The sequence below is a fragment of the Flavobacterium sp. ABG genome (assembly GCF_001027725.1).
Taxonomy (GTDB): domain Bacteria; phylum Bacteroidota; class Bacteroidia; order Flavobacteriales; family Flavobacteriaceae; genus Flavobacterium; species Flavobacterium cupriresistens.
Map to the genome: position 1 here is coordinate 211,419 of NZ_LEKS01000003.1, position 19,240 is coordinate 230,658.

The 19,240-nt window shown below is 34.3% G+C and carries 15 protein-coding genes; 6 read left to right on the forward strand and 9 right to left on the reverse strand.

Annotated elements, in window-relative coordinates; genetic code table 11:
- Positions 1-60 precede the first annotated feature (60 nt).
- The 6 genes from AB674_RS04095 (at position 61) to AB674_RS04120 (ending at position 5,669) form a co-directional block, all read left to right on the forward strand.
- On the forward strand, positions 61-675 hold the full coding sequence (locus tag AB674_RS04095; RefSeq protein ID WP_047774115.1) for a hypothetical protein: 615 nt from the start codon (positions 61-63) through the stop codon (positions 673-675).
- Between the two features lie 4 nt (positions 676-679).
- Positions 680-970, forward strand: a complete 291-nt coding sequence (locus tag AB674_RS04100) for a winged helix-turn-helix domain-containing protein (RefSeq protein ID WP_047774117.1) — start codon at positions 680-682, stop codon at positions 968-970.
- A gap of 59 nt (positions 971-1,029) precedes the next feature.
- Positions 1,030-2,418, forward strand: coding sequence for a DUF4173 domain-containing protein (locus AB674_RS04105; protein ID WP_047774119.1), 1,389 nt, complete (start codon positions 1,030-1,032; stop codon positions 2,416-2,418).
- 266 nt (positions 2,419-2,684) lie between these two features.
- Positions 2,685-3,155: a hypothetical protein gene (locus AB674_RS04110; protein ID WP_047774120.1), complete on the forward strand. Its 471-nt coding sequence runs from the start codon at positions 2,685-2,687 to the stop codon at positions 3,153-3,155.
- Between the two features lie 44 nt (positions 3,156-3,199).
- Positions 3,200-4,930, forward strand: coding sequence for a tetratricopeptide repeat-containing sensor histidine kinase (locus AB674_RS04115; RefSeq protein WP_047774122.1), 1,731 nt, complete (start codon positions 3,200-3,202; stop codon positions 4,928-4,930).
- A complete protein-coding gene (locus AB674_RS04120; protein WP_047774123.1) occupies positions 4,923-5,669 on the forward strand; it encodes a LytR/AlgR family response regulator transcription factor in 747 nt (248 codons plus the stop codon). The genes AB674_RS04115 and AB674_RS04120 overlap by 8 nt, the downstream gene beginning before the upstream one ends.
- A gap of 220 nt (positions 5,670-5,889) precedes the next feature.
- Here AB674_RS04120 and AB674_RS04125 read toward each other — a convergent pair whose 3' ends face one another.
- From AB674_RS04125 to AB674_RS04170, 9 genes are all read right to left on the reverse strand, one after another.
- A complete protein-coding gene (locus AB674_RS04125) occupies positions 5,890-6,771 on the reverse strand; it encodes a bifunctional 5,10-methylenetetrahydrofolate dehydrogenase/5,10-methenyltetrahydrofolate cyclohydrolase (protein WP_047774125.1) in 882 nt (293 codons plus the stop codon).
- 120 nt (positions 6,772-6,891) lie between these two features.
- Positions 6,892-8,244 carry a signal recognition particle protein gene (gene ffh / locus AB674_RS04130; protein ID WP_047774126.1) on the reverse strand — a complete coding sequence of 451 codons (1,353 nt, stop codon included), beginning with the start codon at positions 8,242-8,244 and terminating at the stop codon, positions 6,892-6,894.
- Positions 8,245-9,318: 1,074 nt separating this feature from the next.
- Positions 9,319-11,001: an MBOAT family O-acyltransferase gene (locus tag AB674_RS04140; RefSeq protein WP_047774129.1), complete on the reverse strand. Its 1,683-nt coding sequence runs from the start codon at positions 10,999-11,001 to the stop codon at positions 9,319-9,321.
- A 1-nt stretch (position 11,002) separates the two neighbouring features.
- On the reverse strand, positions 11,003-12,424 hold the full coding sequence (locus AB674_RS04145; protein WP_047774131.1) for a GDSL-type esterase/lipase family protein: 1,422 nt from the start codon (positions 12,422-12,424) through the stop codon (positions 11,003-11,005).
- Complete coding sequence (locus AB674_RS04150; protein ID WP_047774133.1) at positions 12,417-13,898, reverse strand: SGNH/GDSL hydrolase family protein; 1,482 nt, start codon at positions 13,896-13,898, stop codon at positions 12,417-12,419. Before AB674_RS04150 ends, AB674_RS04145 begins: the two co-directional genes overlap by 8 nt.
- Before the next feature lie 201 nt (positions 13,899-14,099).
- Entirely contained in the window at positions 14,100-14,561 is a 462-nt protein-coding gene (locus AB674_RS04155; RefSeq protein WP_047774134.1) for a DoxX family membrane protein, read from the reverse strand.
- 34 nt (positions 14,562-14,595) lie between these two features.
- Positions 14,596-16,404 (reverse strand): T9SS type A sorting domain-containing protein, encoded by a 1,809-nt coding sequence (locus tag AB674_RS04160; protein WP_047774136.1) that lies wholly within the window; start codon positions 16,402-16,404, stop codon positions 14,596-14,598.
- A gap of 67 nt (positions 16,405-16,471) precedes the next feature.
- Positions 16,472-17,107: an HmuY family protein gene (locus tag AB674_RS04165; protein WP_047774138.1), complete on the reverse strand. Its 636-nt coding sequence runs from the start codon at positions 17,105-17,107 to the stop codon at positions 16,472-16,474.
- 26 nt (positions 17,108-17,133) lie between these two features.
- Positions 17,134-19,200, reverse strand: a complete 2,067-nt coding sequence (locus tag AB674_RS04170) for a TonB-dependent receptor plug domain-containing protein (RefSeq protein WP_047774139.1) — start codon at positions 19,198-19,200, stop codon at positions 17,134-17,136.
- Between the last annotated feature and the right edge of the window lie 40 nt (positions 19,201-19,240).

The following is a 19,240-nucleotide window of genomic DNA, read 5'->3' on the forward strand; positions in this document are numbered from 1 at the left end:
GAAATAAATGTTTGTCATTTCAGAATAAAATATAACTTTGCAGTACAAAGTACTTTAATTATGAATCAGAAGCACCAAGAAGATTTATCGCATATTCGTTCCATGATGGAGCGTTCTTCAAGATTTATATCCTTAAGCGGCCTCTCAGGAGTTTTTGCAGGGCTTTCCGCTTTAATTGGAGGATTGTATGTTTATCAATTGCTTAAAGCTAATGGTCTGGATACTTTTGACGATGGAGACCGATTGTATTCCTTTCATCTGGTTTCAGAATTGATTGTTATCGGTTTAGCAATATTAATGTCTGCCTTGACGTTTGGGGTGTTTTTTACGCTTCGCAAGAGCAAAAAGCACAATTTGCCAATCTGGACAACAGCCAGCAAAAATTTGCTGTTTAATTTAGCCGTTCCGTTACTGGCCGGAGGGATTTTTTGTCTGGCACTACTCTATCATGAAATATATGTGTTAATCGCACCAACCACTTTAATTTTCTACGGTCTGGCTCTTGTAAATGCTGAAAAATATACTTTTTCGGATGTGAAATATTTGGGGTTTTGTGAATTAGTTTTAGGATTTTTCTCTTTGTTTTACCTGGGATACGGTTTGATTTTTTGGATTTTAGGATTTGGTATTTTGCATATTATATACGGATTAGTCATGTTCAGAAAATACAAATAAACCAATGGGAATCATTGATAAATTAAATAAAGATTTCGAAAGCCGTGTCAGATTAGGTATAATGTCTATTCTGATTGTAAACGAGTGGATTGATTTCACCGAAATGAAGACCCTTTTGAACATCACCGATGGTAATTTAGCAAGTCATTCTGCTGCTCTTGAAAAAGCGCAATACATTGAAATTAAAAAAGAATTCGTAGGCAAGAAGCCTAAAACATCCTATAGCGTTACTGATCTGGGGCGTGCCGCTTTTAAAGAACATTTAAATAGCCTCGAAAAATTAATGAAATTCTAATAACTCTATTTTTTTATCTAATTACTTTGAAATACAAAGTACTTTTAAAATTTTTAATCATGAAAAAAATCCATTTTATCTTAGTCAGCAGTATGCTATTTATACTGCTTTTTTACAACGAGGCCCTAGGCGTTAATCTCGCTATTTTTGGTATGGTCTTAACGGGTCTGATTTCGTATTGCTTTCAGGATCGGTTTGTAGATCGTTCGCATTTGGTTTTAGTGATCACATCAGTACTCTCCTGCATTGCTTTTGCGTGGTATGGTGATTTTGTTTCTTTTTTGGCCTTAGTACTGTCTGTCCTTTTTCTGCAGTTCAAAACGCAGGAAACCGAACTGAAAATGATTCAGATTTTTCCGCTGATATTCCTGAATGGCGTTGCTTCATTAGGGAGAGTTTTAATGTTTAGCCAATGGCTTCCACAACGAAAAGTCAGTAATAATTTAGCCAAAAAACTAATCGCTTATGTTCTGATTCCAGCCATTTTCCTAATGCTATTCTTTGTGGTATATTCTTTCGGAAGCGATCATTTTTCGGCTTTGTTTACCGATTATAAGTTAGACATTGATATTTTACACCTTATTGTGATTGCTTGTTTAGGCTTCTACATTTCTTTTTCTTTCTGGAATTATTGGGTACCGGAGATCTGTTACGAAAAGAATTCCATGTTAGATAATGATTTTGATACTACAATTGAAATTGAAAATCAAAATACCTTTTCCTTTCTGGATTTAGAGTTTGAACGCAAAAGCGGGGAAATTACTTTACTGCTTTTAAATGTGTTGTTATTGATTTTTATAGGAACCTACAATTATGAACAGTTTTTTGAAGTAGTAAAAACAACACAACTAAGCGCCGACACACATGAGCGCGTAAATTCGGTTATTTTTTCAATACTTATGGCTGTTGGTGTGATCTTATTTTATTTTAAAGGCGGATTTAATTTTGATGAAAAAGCAACAAATCTAAAACGCTTAGCCAAACTATGGATTGTTTTAAACGGAGTATTAATCGTCAGCACCATTATTAAAAACTCAGAATATGTTTCCTTCTTCGGATTGACTTATAAAAGATTAGGAGTGTACGCCTTTTTGATACTGGCGATTATCGGATTGGTTTATGCGTTTTTAAAAATAATAAAGCAAAAAACAAATGCCTATCTTTTCAATCAGATGGTTTGGTATTTTTATGGCACAGTTCTTTTATGCAGTTTTGTCAATTGGGGAAATCTGATTACAACCTACAATATTTCGGTAAACAAAGGAGTGGAACCCAGATTCCTGAGCAATTTAAATTTTAACGATGAGACTCGCAGAGTTTACTTTTTAGAGAACGATTTAAACGTCCTATTTGTACATGACCCAAGAGAGGGTGAAATTCAGAGCCATCAAAGAGATTCTTTTTTATCTAAAGCGTTATACTATGAGTTTATAAACGAAAAAAAATAAAGCTACAATCCCATTCTAAACGAGTGGGATTTTTTATTAAACGAGTTAGTGTTATTCTCTTTACAAATTGCGTTTGTTAACTTTATATTTATAAAAAAAGAAGAAACAATTGTTAATTAATTGCACTTATTGTAAACATTAAAAACTTATTAAGAATATCTTTACTATATTTGATTTCTGAAAAACCCCCTTTTTTATGTTTGCCTAATCAGCCAATTTCTTAAAAACATAAGGAACGAATATAATTTAACCCAAAAACAAAAACCATGGAAAAAACTCTTTTAAAATCGCCTGTTGCCACTATTAATCCTCCGGGGATAGAAATTATCGATGACAAAACGTATACTTCAGTAGGAAGTGTTTCATTTCCGAAAAGAAAAACGGAAGGAATTTTGGCTCCTTATGTCGAAGCATATTACAACGCTGATAAAAACATACTTACAGCAAGAGCGGTTGTTTATGTTGATGTAAATGTTTCACAAAATGAGACCTTCACTTGCTCTATCTTCCAAAATTGTTATGTTGACATGAATGGAAAATCACAATTACAATTTTTTATTGCTTATGATATGCCGGAAAAAATATCAAAAGACTTTACTATTTATGAAATTGATTTTCATGCCAAACAAGATATATTTCCAGGAAACCTTTCTGATGTAGAAACAATTCAAACTTTTCTTTGGGATATTGATCCGATATCATCAAGAGGAACAGAAACAATCGTGAGACCAACTTAGTACTTTCACAATTGTATTTGAATGAATTTAAATTGGATATACAAATGAATAAAATTATTTATATATGTATATTAATAGTTTTTCCTTTTATTCTTTTTTCTCAAAAGAAAAACAATGAATCATTAAGTTTTCAGCTTAAAAAAAAAGTAATTGAATTCAATAAAGAAGTCAATTTTAAAAAAGCGCAATCTTTTTTTTTAGAAGAAAATTGGGATTCAACATTAGTATACTCTATGAAGCAACTAAACAGGCTTCCTGTAACAGAGTTAAATGACTACTGTCATTATTTTAGAGGGGTAAGTTTTACCCAGAAAAAACTTTTAGAAGAGGCTAAGCGTGAATTTAATTTAGTTTCAGTAAAATTTGCCTTTTATTATAAGGTAAAACTCAAGTTAGGTGAAATTGCTTTAAATCAGAATCAATTTAAAACTGCATTACATTATTTTGAGGAAATCCAAAAGCTTCCAAATTCGGGTTCGTATGACTTTAACAGAAGTAATGTTTTAAAAAACATCGGATTGTGTTATTTGCATCTTAAGAAATTTGATAAAGCTGAAGAATATTTACTAAAAAATTCTAAGTTAAATGAGGTTGAAAAAGATACAATATTGGTTGTTGAATCTTATTTAGATATTGCAACTTTGTATTATGAACAATACAAAGATAATTTAGCAATTCCTTACTATGAAAAAGCGTACCATTTATCTAAAAAAGTAAAATCTTTTAATTTAAAAAGGGCAACAGCAATGAATATGGCAGTTGTTGAAGAAAACAGAAAAAACTTCCCCTTAGCTTTAACCTATAGAAAAGAGTACGAGGCCTGGAAAGATTCCTTAAACGATCAAAACAAAGTCTGGGCGATTGCAGATTTGGAGAAAAAATTTGCTGTCAAACAAAAGCAAAAAGAAGTAAACATACTCGAAGCCGAGAATAAAGTAAAAAAAGCCGAAAGAAATGGGTTTCTCATTTCTTCGGTTTTATTACTGGTATTGTTGGGTGCCGGTGTTTATTTTTATAGACAAAAGATCAAAAGCAACAAAATTATCCTAGCACAGAAAAACGAATTGGATGAGTTGAACGCTACAAAAGACAAGCTATTTTCTATCGTGAGTCATGACTTACGCTCTTCGGTAAATGCTTTAAAAGTAAGTAATGGTAAATTAATCGAGAATCTGGAAAACAAAAAGTATACAGAATTGGATGTTTTGCTGCACAACAACAGTACTATTGCCGCGGGCGCTTACAATTTGTTAGATAACCTGCTCAATTGGGCTTTGTTGCAAACGCAACAAGCCTACTTTTATCAGGAATCGTTGCATTTGGTATCGATCGTGCAACATGTAGAGTACAACTACAAGCCCTTGATGTTGGATAAAAAGCTAAGTTATAAAAATGAAGTAACGCCATCAGAGTATGTATTTGCTGATTTGGATTCGCTTAAGATCATCATTCGGAATTTTTTAGATAATGCGATTAAATTCTCTAAAGAAAACGGAACGATTTCGGTCTACTCGCGCCCTTCAACCGAAGACTTTTGTTATTTAGTAATTGAAGACACGGGATTAGGAATGAGCAATGCAAGCAGAGAAGAATTACTAAAAGAAACTGTTTTACTTTCTAAAAAGAAAAATGACGACATTATTGGAACCGGTTTAGGAATGCAGTTGTGCAAAAGCCTGATTCATAAAAATGGTGGAAAATTGGACATAGAAAGCGAAGAAAACGTAGGGACGAAAATAATCATTGCCTTGCCAAAGTTTAAAAATCATGGATAATATTAATGTACTTATTATCGAAGACACTCCTGCGGAAAGTGATGCGCTTGTAAAAGTGCTTACCGAGAATAATTACAATATTGTTGGAATTGCAACATCCTACAGCGAAGCACTGACGCTGTTTTACAACAATGTGATTGATATTGTTGTGATCGATGTTTTTCTCAACGGAAATCCGGATGGAATTACTTTTGCCGAGACGATTACCATTGTTCCGAACGGTATAAAACCCTTTGTCTTTTTAACCAGTTCTAAGGATCGCCAAATTTTTGAAAGAGCCAAGTTGACCAAACCGTTTAGTTTTTTGCTAAAACCATTCAACGAACTCGAAATTTTGTATGCGCTGGAAATGGCTGTAGAGAAATTCTACGGACAGACCAATGTATTTCATAGTGAAGATCAGAATACAGTGATCAGCAATGAATCCCTTTTTATCAAAAAAAATAAGGCTTTAAAGAAAGTCCGCATTGAGGATATTGTCTACATTGAAGTAGAAGATCGATATTGCAACATTATAACCGATGTTGAAAAATTTGTCATTCTAATTTCTTTAACTAAGATTATTCAGCTATTAGATGAAACGAAGTTTTTTCAAACCCATCGCAACTACATCGTAAACGCGACAAAAATTGAAGAAATAATTGTAAATGACAATCTGGTTATCTTAAAAGGAAATCATAAAATCACCCTAAGTGATAAATACAAAGACTTCGTAAAAAACTTCCGCATCTTAAAATAGGAGTTACAAGAGTGTCTATATAACAAAGAGCCGTTTCATTGGAAGCGGTTTTTTTTGTTTCATGTTTCATGTTTCATGTTTCATGTTTCATGTTTCATGTTTCATGTTTCAACTGGGACGGAAACTGGGACTGAAAACTGAGACCAAGACTAGTCGATAAAAGAAAAAGTCCATCACAATGGATGGACTTTCTTTATTGACATCTAAGTCTTTTTTACTCTTATTTTGCGTTTCTCATTTTACGTGCTAAAAGCGTATTTTGAAGTAACATTGCAATGGTCATTGGTCCTACTCCGCCCGGAACAGGTGTAATATAAGACGCTTTTTTACTTACTCCGTCAAAATCAACATCACCGGTGATGATGTATCCTTTTGGATGTGAAGCATCGTCTACTCTTGTAATTCCAACGTCAATCACTACCACGCCATCTTTTACCATATCTGCTTTCAGGTAATTTGGAACTCCTAAAGCAGTGATAATAATATCTGCATTTCTGGTGAATTCTTCTATATTTTTAGTTCTACTGTGGGTTAACGTTACCGTTGAATCTCCCGGATTTCCTTTACGGCTCATCAAGATACTCATTGGACGTCCTACGATATGGCTTCTTCCAATTACAACGGTATGCTTACCGGCAGTATCAATTTTATAACGCTCTAATAATTGCATAATTCCAAATGGCGTTGCCGGAATGAAAGTATCCATTTCTAAAGCCATTTTTCCAAAATTGGTTGGGTGAAAACCATCTACGTCCTTAATAGGATCAATCGCCATTAAGATTTTTTGCTCGTCAATATGTTTTGGCAAAGGCAATTGAACGATATATCCGTCAAGCGCATCATCTTCGTTTAATTCTTTGATTTTTGCCAACAACGCTTCCTCAGTAATATCTTCAGGTAAACTTACCAAAGTAGAATCAAAGCCAATTTGCTGGCAAGATCTTACTTTACTTCCCACGTAAGTTAAGCTTGCTCCGTCTGTCCCTACAATAACGGCTGCTAAATGAGGTACTTTTCCTCCAGCATCTTTTATTGATTGAACTTCGGCTGCGATTTCGTTTTTAATGTCTTCAGCTGTTTTTTTACCGTCTAGTAGTTGCATTGTTTTTGTTTCAAGTTTAATGTTTCAAGTTTCAAAGTGAAACTTCTAATTATTATAGCAAAAAAGTTCCAAATTCCGGTCTCAAAACTTGAAACCTAAAACTTGAAACTTTTTTTATTTTTATCTCGGCATTCCACCTGGCATTCCTTTCATGCCTCCCATCATTTTCATCAGATTTTTTCCGCCCGGACCTTGCATCATTTTCATCATCTTACTCATTTGGTCAAACTGCTTCATCAACTGATTTACCTGCTCGACTTTCGTTCCGGAACCTTTAGCAATTCTGGCTTTTCTTTTCACGTCGATTAGGGAAGGTTTACTTCTTTCGATTGGCGTCATCGAGTGGATGATGGCTTCGATATGTTTGAAAGCATCATCTTCAATTTCAACATCTTTCATGGCTTTTGAAGCTCCCGGAATCATTCCAACCAGGTCTTTCATATTACCCATTTTTTTCACTTGTTGAATCTGCGTCAGGAAATCGTCAAAACCAAATTCATTTTTAGCGATTTTCTTTTGAAGTTTTCTTGCTTCTTCTTCATCAAATTGCTCTTGCGCTCTTTCTACAAGAGACACAACGTCTCCCATACCTAAGATACGCTCAGCCATACGATCCGGATAGAAAACATCAATTGCTTCCATCTTCTCGCCAGTACCTACAAATTTGATTGGTTTGTTTACAACCGATTTAATTGAGATTGCAGCTCCTCCACGAGTATCACCGTCTAATTTCGTTAAGATAACTCCATCAAAGTTTAAGATATCGTTGAACGCTTTTGCGGTGTTTACAGCATCTTGTCCTGTCATAGCATCTACAACGAACAAAGTCTCCTGTGGTTGAATTGCTTTGTGAACACGTGCAATTTCATCCATCATTTCCTGATCCACTGCCAAACGTCCGGCTGTATCGACAATCACAACGTTGAAACCGTTTGCTTTTGCATGTTTGATTGCATTTTGCGCAATCTCTACAGGATTTTTATTTTCCGGTTCTGAGTATACCTCAACCCCTATTTGATCTCCTACTACATGTAACTGGTTAATCGCCGCAGGACGGTAGATATCACACGCTACTAAAAGTGGTTTTTTATTTTTCTTTGTTTTTAGAAAGTTGGCTAATTTTCCAGAGAAAGTTGTTTTACCTGATCCTTGCAATCCTGACATTAAAATAATGCTCGGAGTACCGGAAAGATTAATTCCTGCAACATCTCCACCCATTAATTCAGTTAGTTCGTCTTTTACTAACTTTACTAATAACTGACCTGGCTGAAGTGTTGTTAAAACGTCCTGACCTATTGCTTTTTCTTTTACTTTGGTGGTAAAATCTTTAGCAATTTTAAAGTTAACATCGGCATCTAACAAGGCACGACGAACTTCTTTCAAGGTATCGGCAACGTTTACTTCTGTAATTTTCCCGTGTCCTTTTAATATATGGAACGCTTTATCTAACTTATCACTTAAATTATCAAACATACTATTTTCTTTATTTGAGCTGCAAAGATAATCTAATTAGATATTTTAGGCAATTTTTATTTAGTGTCAAAGTTGGTGGGGAGTTTTTGTTTCAGGTTTCAAGTTTCAGGTTGAAACCGGGAATGTAAACTGTGACTGTTACTCAGGTTTAAATTGCTTTTTGGCTCTTGTATTTGTGGGGAATTTGATCGTAAGGGGCTTTTTTTTTGCACGCGAAGGCGCGAAGACGCGAAGTTTTACTCTCTTTTTTGTAAAAAGGTCTTGCGAACTTTGTGTGAAAAACTTGAAGACAAGGAAGCCTTGTTGTTTTTGCTCGCAAAGGCGCGAAGACGCAAAGTTTTTTCTTTAGCACGCAGATTTTACAGATTGGGCTGATTTTACTTATCTCTGATAAAACCATTTTGTCTTTCATCCCACACAAAAAAAATCTGCTAAATCTGCGCGAAAAAAAATCAAATCAAAATTGAGTTTATTCTTCAACTTTAAACTGAAAACTGAAAACCAATACCGTAAACTGAGACTGTTTTTTTCTTTATATAGAATAAGACATATAGGTTTTTCTTTAGCACGCAGATTTTGCAGATTGGGCTGATTTTACTTGTATCTAACAAAAACCATTTTGTATTTCATCCCACACAAAAAAATCTGCTAAATCTGCCAGATCTGCGTGAAAAAAATCAAATCAGAAATAAATTTATTCTTCAACTGTTAACTGAAACCCGACACTGTAAACTGAAACTGTAAATTGAAACTGAAACTGTTTTTTTTTCAAACTTTATACAAAAAAGGACGCAAAGGTTCTTCTTTAGCACGCAGATTTTGCAGATTGGGCTGATTTACTTAGTCTCTAACAAAAACCATTTTGTATTTCATCCCCAAACAAAAAAAATCTGCTAAATCTGCCAGATCTGCGTGAAAAAAATCAAGCTAAAAACAAGTCGACAACTCAACTGTAAACTGTAAACTGAAACTGCGAACTGAGACTATTTTCTTTCACATTATAAAAAAAAGGCGCAAAGAATAAACTTTGTGCCTTTGTAGCTCAGAACCTTTGTAGCTCAAAAACCTATCCTCTTAAAACTGGAAGTAAATAAAAGGTTGTGAACCTGCAACTGCGGTTGCGTAAACGATCCAGTATACAAAACCTAAGACTACTGCTTTTAAAAGCAATGGTGTTCTGTCAAAAGTCCATTTTAATTTTGTGGTGAATAACTCCGGTAAGAAATGCCAAACGTAACCGAAAAGCATTAAAAGGAATACATTTTTATATCCTAAAACTATTGCTTTCCATTGTTCCGGTTCGAAAGTTAATTGACCGATATTATTGATTACCTGTAAAGCCGTATCAAAGTCTCTGGCGCGGAAAAAGATCCAACAGAAGACTACGAAATGAAAGGTTATAACTATTGAAATAAAAGTCCAAATAGCGGGTCTTTTACTTTCTTTTTTGGCCGGGAAAAATTCCAGAAAGATTTTATGTACCGCTAATGCTAAACCGTGTAAAGCTCCCCAGATAATAAACTGTGCTCCTGCTCCGTGCCACAATCCACCCAAAAGCATCGTCGTAAACAAGTTAAAATTGGTTACTGCAGTTTGACTTTTTTTGTTTGAAAGTAAAAAGGTAAGCGCAAAAACAACAATTGAACTAATCGCAATAACTAACGGAATTATACTCACATTGATGTTTGTAATTCCCCATAATAACAATCCGAAGAAAAATAAACTCGGGAACAAATATCCTGCGAAAGATCCTTCGCGGTTTCCTCCAATAGAGATATACAAAAAGTCTTTTAACCAAGTCGATAACGAAATGTGCCATCTCCTCCAGAAATCGGTAATTGAGGTTGACTTGTACGGCGTTCTAAAGTTGGCCGGCAACTTAAATCCTAACAATAAAGCAATACCAATTGCCATATCTGAATATCCTGAAAAGTCACAGTAAATCTGAATCGCATAACCATAGGAGGCCATCAAATTCTCAAATGATGTATAGGTCATCGGCGTATCGAAAACACGATCGACGAAGTTTACCGAGATGTAATTGGAAATAACGGTTTTCTTAATTAATCCTCCAATAATAAGGAACAACGCATTGTTTACATCTTCTTTGGTCAGATTCAGCTTTTGATAAATCTGAGGAAGAAAATCTTTGGCACGTACAATTGGCCCTGCCACTAATTGTGGAAAGAAGGAAACGAAAAACAAATATTCGATGTAATTTTTTGTTGGTTTGATTTCTTCTCGATAAATCTCAATGATATAACTCATCGACTGAAAAGTATAAAACGAAATCCCCACCGGAAGGAAAACATCGTGAAGTTGGAAATGACCATTGAACATATCATTGTAAGTCACAATCATAAAGTTCATGTATTTAAAATAGCCCAGCAATCCCAAGTTCAAAATAACACTTATCACCAGGTAAATTTTCTTGATTGTGTCTTTCTTTTGTCTGTAAATAATCTGACTCAGACCATAGTCGACTACGGAAGAAAGCAGTAACAATAAAAAGTAAATCCCGCTTGACTTGTAATAAAAGAAAAGCGAAAACAATATCACGTAGGTCAATCGCAAATAGAATGTTTTACGCAAAAAGGCGTAAACGAAATAAAAAACCAAAAACAATCCGAGAAACAAACCGGTATTAAACAGTAACTTTTCTTCTGGATTGTATATAAACCAACCTTTAACCTGTTCGATGGTTATTTCACCAAAATTATGAACAAACCAATCATTTATGCTATTAACTGTTATCAACTTATTTTTTTAATTTAAAATTATCGTATGCTTTTAAAAATGCCTCGGCAAACAATTTTCCTTGTTTTTCGTATCCTTTTTTAGAGTAATGAACCCAATCCGGCCCTATTAATCCTTCTGTCCTTAATCTTCGAACTCCATTTATACCTCCAAATTCATCGTATAAATCCCAAACTGCAAAATCATCTGTTTTAGAAACTTCAATGATATGTCGGGTATAATCGGCAACAAAAGTATTAGGTCTTCTGGCTTTAAGTAAAGACGGAGGGGGTGTTGCGACAATAATAGGAACATTAATGCCTTGTGCTTTCACATTCCTAATAAACTCACGCAACTGTTGTATGTAAGCCACGGCGTCCATTTTATCATAGCTTTCGTTTGTTCCTAATGAAAAAACCAGCATGTCGGGATGAAGCGCTTTTAATTGCTCAAAAAACAAGGGATATTTATTGTAATCTGAAAACTTGGCTCCATTTACTCCAATGCTGCTGTACAATAATCCCGGAGCGTCTTTTTCCAAAACAAGTCCGCTAAGCTCGTATTTTGAAGCACTTTTATTTGGAATCAGAAAAATTTTATCCAGTGCTTTATCCGAATTATAATAATGTGAAAACGAATCGGATTGCAACTGTAAGGGAACAAATTCTGATACGGAAACGGATCTTGTTCTTTTTTCGTTTGTTGAAATTTTCAGCGTTCTGCCGGCACGAATTGCATTTGACTTTAAATGATTGTCTCTTTTTAGTTCTGAGACCGAAACATTATACTTGTCTGCGATGGTAGAAAGTGCTTCTCCTTTTTTTATTTTATGTGTGATGACTTTTGGCTCACTCGTCTGGATTGTATTGATTTTAGACGAAACCGCCAAATCAAACATATCTTGATTTTTTGGGGTTATGATTCGAATTGAATTGAATTTATAAGCCGCATCCTTCACATTTAGCTCTACTACAAAAGCTCCGTTATCCCTCCAAAGTGCAATACCACTTAAACCAACGGGATTGTTTCTCACGGGATGAATGTTTCGATAACTTTCCCAGCCTTTGCTTGACTTGAAACGTTCGTTATAAGAACCATTTGTTTTGGCCAACTGATATGGGAAAACAAAACCACGACCTCCATTACCAAATTCCTGTTGAAGCCTCTTTCTGATTTCATTGGTCATAAGATCGCTCTGAATGTGAGAATCTCCGATATGTACAATATTAATCTTCTTATTCTTTTGACTCTCGTTATCCTTTAATTTTTGGAAAACGCTCTCTAACTCTTTCGCATTATAAATCCGATCATCAGAAAAAGAATCAATCGCTGTTGTATCCACTTTATGAGTCATACTTTTTGTTATTGGAAGTGGTGCTGTCTTTTGAGGTTTTTCATTCGTAGAAAAAAAGAAACAACAAAAGAAAATAATAAGTCTATTCATTTATACTATCTTTTTTGACAGATACGGAATCTGTCTTCGTTTTTCTGACGGGTCTTGATCCCTCGCCTCTTTCTCGTTTTTCACGCAGAATTTTATACTCTTCGTATCCTTTATTTAACTGACTGTATAATAAATTACCGATTGCTTTTGCACCACGCTGATTAAAGTGGGTGTAATCTTTATTGGCTCTTGCCGGCGATTCGTCAACCCATTTTACCATCGATCCATCTCCTCCCATCAAAGTATACAAATTGACAAATCCAGATTCTGTATCCAAAGCGTATCTTTTTTGCGCTCTCATTAACGGAACTACAGCTGAATCGGTCTTCATTTCAAGATCGTATTTAGTCGATTTATCTGCTGTTGAAACAATCAGAATAGAAACTCCCGGGAAAGATTCTTTTATTTTATTGATGGTTTTTGTCATTCCTCTTTGGTACCACGAATAATTTTTGGTTCCGTAGTTCAAGACGTTCGTACCGTAATGTAAAACAATCAAATCGTATTTTAGATTGTTGTTGAATGCTTGCATTACGCCTGCATTAAACGTTGAAATCGGCAATCCTGAATTTCCTCTCTGTGAAAAATTATCCACGTGAACTCCGCTACCATTATCAAAATTAAAACCATACACAGGGATAGAATCCGCCTTTATAAAGTTGGCTTTAAATGATTTTATACTTCCTGAAGTCACTTTTAAAGTATTTACCAGATTATTCGGAACAAGGCTTTTTCGTAAGGTATCTTTACCGATAATGAAATTCACATTTCCTTTTTTGGATCCTCTTCCATAAAACAAAGTTGGATTGTCTAAGGTGGTAGAAAATTTATTTAATCCTGCCTCGTATTGCACCCAGGTTGTATTGGCTCTGTCATTGGCAAAGAATACGTGCCCATTGACTCCAAAAGGACTTGTGGGTCTTTTTACATTTAAGTAGGATTGTGTTTTCCAGTTTTTAGAAAACAGTGTTTTTACAGAACCTCTCGATGCTGATGATTCTGAAATTATCGAAACAAAACCAACTCCGGTTCCTCCAAAGCGCTCCTGATACTTCATTCGCACGTCTTGTACAATTAAATCACCATCGGTCATAGAATCGCCATAATATGCAATTCGTACTTTGGCTTGTGGATTTTTCTCTAACTGGTATAATTTCTCGTAAAAAGAAATCAGGTATTGAAATCCTTTATAATCCTCAAAAGTTTCTGAAGGAAATTCAATGCCTTCCGATTCATCAAAAACGATATTTTCTCCTGCATCTCTTTTTTCTTCTTCAGAAATACTGTCTTCGTCTGCAGACAACGAATCATTTGCCACCGACTCTAAAAGAAGACTGTCAATCAATATGTTTTTGGAATCGATCTTACTGTCGGAAAAAATTTTATCCGGTAAGATTTGTTTAAATCCAATGAATGCTATGAATGCTAATGCTACAATGGCAAAAGACTGAAAGAAATAAGATTTTGTATTCACTTAGTACTTATAAATTTGAAGATTGGTTTTCTAAAAACTTCCGCCTTTAAAATTCCTATTAATTCCGCTTAAAAAAACAGCTGCAAAGATAGGATTAAACGTTAATTTATAATTCTTTTTAACGATTAAAATAAAAACAAAAAAAGAGGCCGGATAAATCCAACCTCTCTCAAAAAAAAATAAAAAAAACAAAGCTAATGATTAACTAAATTTTAAAGCCGTTTTATTGTACAACATTGGTTTCCAGAGTTTAAAACTAAAACCAATTATAGCCAAGTTGATAAGCAATAATCCGGACATCTGAACCAATTCTCCAACCTCATTGGGTTCTAAGAACAAATGGAACAGAAAAATGTTAATCGTAACAGGTAAGGCAATAATAGCTCCCATTAGCGAGAACAGCTGACTGATCAGCAACACACCCGCTAAAAGTTCGACAAATCCCAAAAACTGCCAAAAATAATTGGTCTGTTGCATCCCGAAAATATAATTTTGAATTTTCAGAACTTCGGTATTTGGTGCTACTTCTTCTCCTTTTTTTATGGTTTCCACCATTTCTGTCGGAGCAGGACTAGGAGATTCAAACTTATTGAATCCTCCTAAAATCATTATTCCGCCTAGAATTAGTGTAAAAATTATTCTTAGTATTTTTAGTGTTTTCATCTTGTCAAACAATTTAAATTATCAAAAACAAAACCTATTGAAACGAAATCTTACCGGATTTCACTTCTTTATTATCTGCCATTATCTTATAGAAATAAAGCCCTTTTGGATAATTAGCAGGGAAATTCCAATTCACTACCTGATTTGGAGTTACTGTACCTCTAAAAATAGATTTAGTTTCTCTTAACCCTTCTGAAAAAATGGTAATTTCAATTTCTTTGTTGGCAGAGAAATTGGTTGTAAAGTTTACAGATTGTGTTGTTGGGTTTGGGTAAACGGTTACATCAGTTGGAACTGATTTTTCACTTGCAATAGCTGTTTTTGCAGAACTTCCTTTAGGTAAAATTGTAATCGTATTACTTGTAGAAATTTTATTACCTGAGTAAACTTTTCTATAGAATTTAGTCGTCAAATAACCTTGAATAACTCCCTGATAACTCTGATTGCGTCCAACTACCGTTACCCCATCAACAACCTCTCCATCAGGTAATTCATGATAAATATAATGTTCATATTTAAAACCTCCAGTACCACCAGTTGGCAATGATCCCTCAATAGTATTTCCTGATAAAGTAATTATATTATTTCCGATTTCTTTAGCTGGAGAAATGACAATCGAATTACTACCGGAAGTTTTATTACCCGATGTTACAGTTCTATATATAAATAAATTAGGATATGAATTTAAATAATTATAAGTGTCAACACTAATCTCAAAATCTTTTCCTGTATCTGCAAAAGTAAATGGTTCCTCACCGCCCATTAACACCCAAGAATATTGATATGAATTATTCCCTCCTGTCGGCTGACTACCAGTTATAGTAGAACCACTAATTGAAATTGTATTATTTTCTAAGGATGCAAGAGGTAATATTTTAACTCGGGTACTTGTAATTGTTTGCCTACCTGAGGTGACTATTCTATTTATAAAAAGATTAGGATACAAATTTAAATAGTCATATATATCTTTAGTCAGTTCAAAATTTTGTCCCGTCTGTGGAAAAGTATATGGCTCTTCACCTCCCCATAAAACCCAAGAATATTGATAACGATTCGTCCCCCCTGTTGGCAAACTACCATAAATTGTTGAACCATTTAAAATAATTGTATTATTTTCTAAGACTGGGGCACGAACTACTGTTATAGTAACTTCATTACTTACATTAGCAGTTACACCTCCAGACTTAATAATTCTTCGGTATGAGTTTGTTTCTAAATTAAAACTATTCTCAGGTGAATAACTAACACTATTAGTCCCTAAAATAGTAATCCAATCATTCCCATTCTTTTTCTGCCACTCATAAGTATAAGTTCCATCTCCGCCTGCTGGCAAAGACCCACTTATAATGTTTGGTGTTATTCCTTCATTAATTGTTTGATTTCCTGAAATGGTATTATTAGTAATTGGCTCAGCAAGTTTCGTAACATTTATATTACTACTTTTAAAACTTAATAAACTAGAATTACCAGGTCTGTACTCTACATACACAATACCGCCAGAATTATCAAAATCAAATCTGCTTAAAGTAATCGTAAAAGTCTTGGTGTTACTATATCCATTTGGTAAAACAAAATTTGTATCCGCTCCGTTTGTAGGAAGTACAGGAGCAGTCGATTTTGATGAATTTCTTTTTAATTGTACCATTATAGTTCCTTTGCCAACATAGTAACTTGAACTTACATTCGCTGTAATAGAAACATTTACAGTTTCTACATTAGTTCCGAAATTTACTGTCGTAGCCTCTATGTTCCTAACCTTTAATTGGGTTACGGTAACAGAAGCTGTCTGTCCAAAAGAAAAAATGCTAAATAATAATAAAATACTTAGAGTAATTTTTTGCATGTTTAAATAAAATACAAGTTAAAAAATACCTCGAATAATAATTTATCCGAGGTTACTAATCTTTTTCTTAGAAAGTCGTTGTGCTATTAGCTTGATAAGCAAAATTGAAAGTATAATATCTAGCTGTTGCTGTTGCTGGGTCTGGTGTTACCGGCGCACCTTTGTAATAGCTTAAGATTTCAAATTTAGCGTATTTTCCATCATGTGTTTTTACAACAAATACTTTTCCTGCTTTAGCAGTAATAAGGTGATTTCCTCCATTATAATCATACCATGCATTTACTCCTGAAGTTGGAAACGCACTGGCAGCAGTTGCGTCTTGAGTAAAAGTAGCTGCTGCAGGAATTGCATTCACACTAGCAAATGTTCCCGAAACAATACTTACCGCACCACTTCCTGTTCTGTTTGGTTCCCCAGCTGTAGCGCTAATTACAGTTCCACCATTTACAATAATGGCAGTTCCACGAAAAGCAATATCCCACTTATCACTTGTTACTACTTTATTTTCAGAAAAACTGAATTTTGTAAAATCACCAGTTGTTGGTTGTCCCATCCCACCTGATTGTGGCGCATAAATATCAGAAACTTTTTGAGTTACAACTGCTGGAGGGGTTGTATCCTCTTTCTTATCATCATCACTACTGCAAGATGTCATAAAAATAGCTACTGCTAAAAGCGAAAGTTTTAAAAAATTTGTTTTCATTGTAAAAGTGTTTAAATATTTGTTAATTAAAAATTATATTGAATTCGTGCAAAAAGCTGTCTACCTGCAAGATTAGGAATTTCACTTGGGTCCTTATAATCAAGTAAATTATTAGCCCCCAACTGAAAGAATAACTGATCTGTAATGTTTTTTGATGCCGTTAAATTGGCTATAAAATAATCGCTGATAAACTTATCGTATTTGTCCAAAATCGCATTTCCATTAGTATCAAACAATCCATATTTACTTCGGTAAAAAACTCGCAAATTAACATCTGTTTTTATTACCGGGATACTGTAGGCAAATTTGATATTAGCGGTATGTTTTGATCTGTTAAACAATCCGAAATAATCTGATTTATTAAGTTGAATTGTTTCTAGCTTCGAATTCCTTATGTATTGATATTGTTCGAAATTATCAAGTACCGCTTCATCTTTAGCCGTTAGATACTGATATCCTACTGATACGGCAAATTCTTTTGTAAAACTATAGGTTGAATTAAACTCCAAACCATAGGTAAAAACTTTACTTGTATTAAAATAACTAAAAATATTTCCGCCCGATTTCTTAGTAGCTACCACTCTCGTGTCAATCAGATTTTCAATCGAATTATAAAAAGCATTAACATCTAATCGAAGTTTATTCTTTTTATAAAAAGTACCAAAATTGAAATTTACAGCACTCTCCGCATTTAATGGTTTATCAAAACTTATTCCCTGCACTCTGCTTGCAATCTGACCTTCACTCTCGAATTGGTTCAGGCGATCTTCAGCCACATTGTACCCCAAAACACTGTATCCTGCCGCCGGATTTGTAAAATCGAAAAACAATTGGCGAAAGTCCGGTGCTTTATAACCGTAACCTACAGAACCTTTTAAAGATAAATTGTCATTTACTTTATAATTTACCGCCAGTTTCGGGCTTAATTGTGATGCATATTCACTATGATTATCATATCTGAATCCGGCAAGAATATTCCATCTGTCCGCTGGATTATAATCGTATTGCACAAAAACATATTGAGAATTAAATTTTACATTTTTATCAAAATAGGTTCTGTCCAAACTCTCGTAATTCACCCCTACTCCCGCTGTCAACTTATCCTTATTTATTGTCAGTGTAGTTCTCACTTCCGGTCGAAAAAGCCACTGATTATAATAAGCTTTATCAAAAGCTACATTATTCTCATCGTTTAAATAGGAATCATTTTTATAATTTGTCGCATATAATTCATACTCTGTGTACAGCTTAGAATTCCATTTCTGCTCTAATTTAATTTGTGAATTCCACTCGTTTTCTTTTGCCTCTCCTTTATAACTCTTAGCATCAATTATAGCCGGATTATCCATCTTCTGATTATAGAAACGATTGCTTACTGTCAATTTTAGATTATCCGAAAAGTCATAATACAATTTTGGCTGAATGGTATAATTATAAAAGCTCTCAACATTTTTCAAAGGGCTATTTTTATCTAAATCATAGCCAGCAGTCGAATAAAAATCGGCAAATAAATTAGCTGCAAACTTCTTCTTCTTCCAAAGCAAATTAGCATTAGCATTATTGGTATTAAACGTTGCATATCGATAAGAAAGAGCTCCTGAAAACGTATCTTTTTTTGGTTTTTTTGTGATTACATTAATCACTCCACCCATTGCCTCTGAACCATATAAAGCAGATGACGCTCCCTTTACAATTTCTATTCTATCTATATTTCCAACAGAAACTCTTGATAAGTCCAAAACTCCTGAAGACCTACCCACAAGTGGCACACCATCAATTAAAATCATAGTGTAGGCTGCATCCAATCCCTGCATCTGAATCCCTTCGAAACCACTTTCATCCGGAATCAATATAACTCCTGTTTGCTCATTTAAAATTTCATTTAATCTTGTAACACCTGTTTTTAGAATTGCTTCAGATGTAATAACAGTCATTGGCAACGGTAATGACGAAAGGACTCTTTCTGTTCTTGTACCTGTAATTACTATTTCAGACAATTCTTCCTTCGAATTAATTGTATCTTTTTGCTTCTCCTGCGCTGAAAGATTTAGGACAAATGCAACGGCTGCAAAAAGGATAATTTTTCTTTTCATTATTTTTATTGAATCTTAATAAGTCGATGCAAATATATAA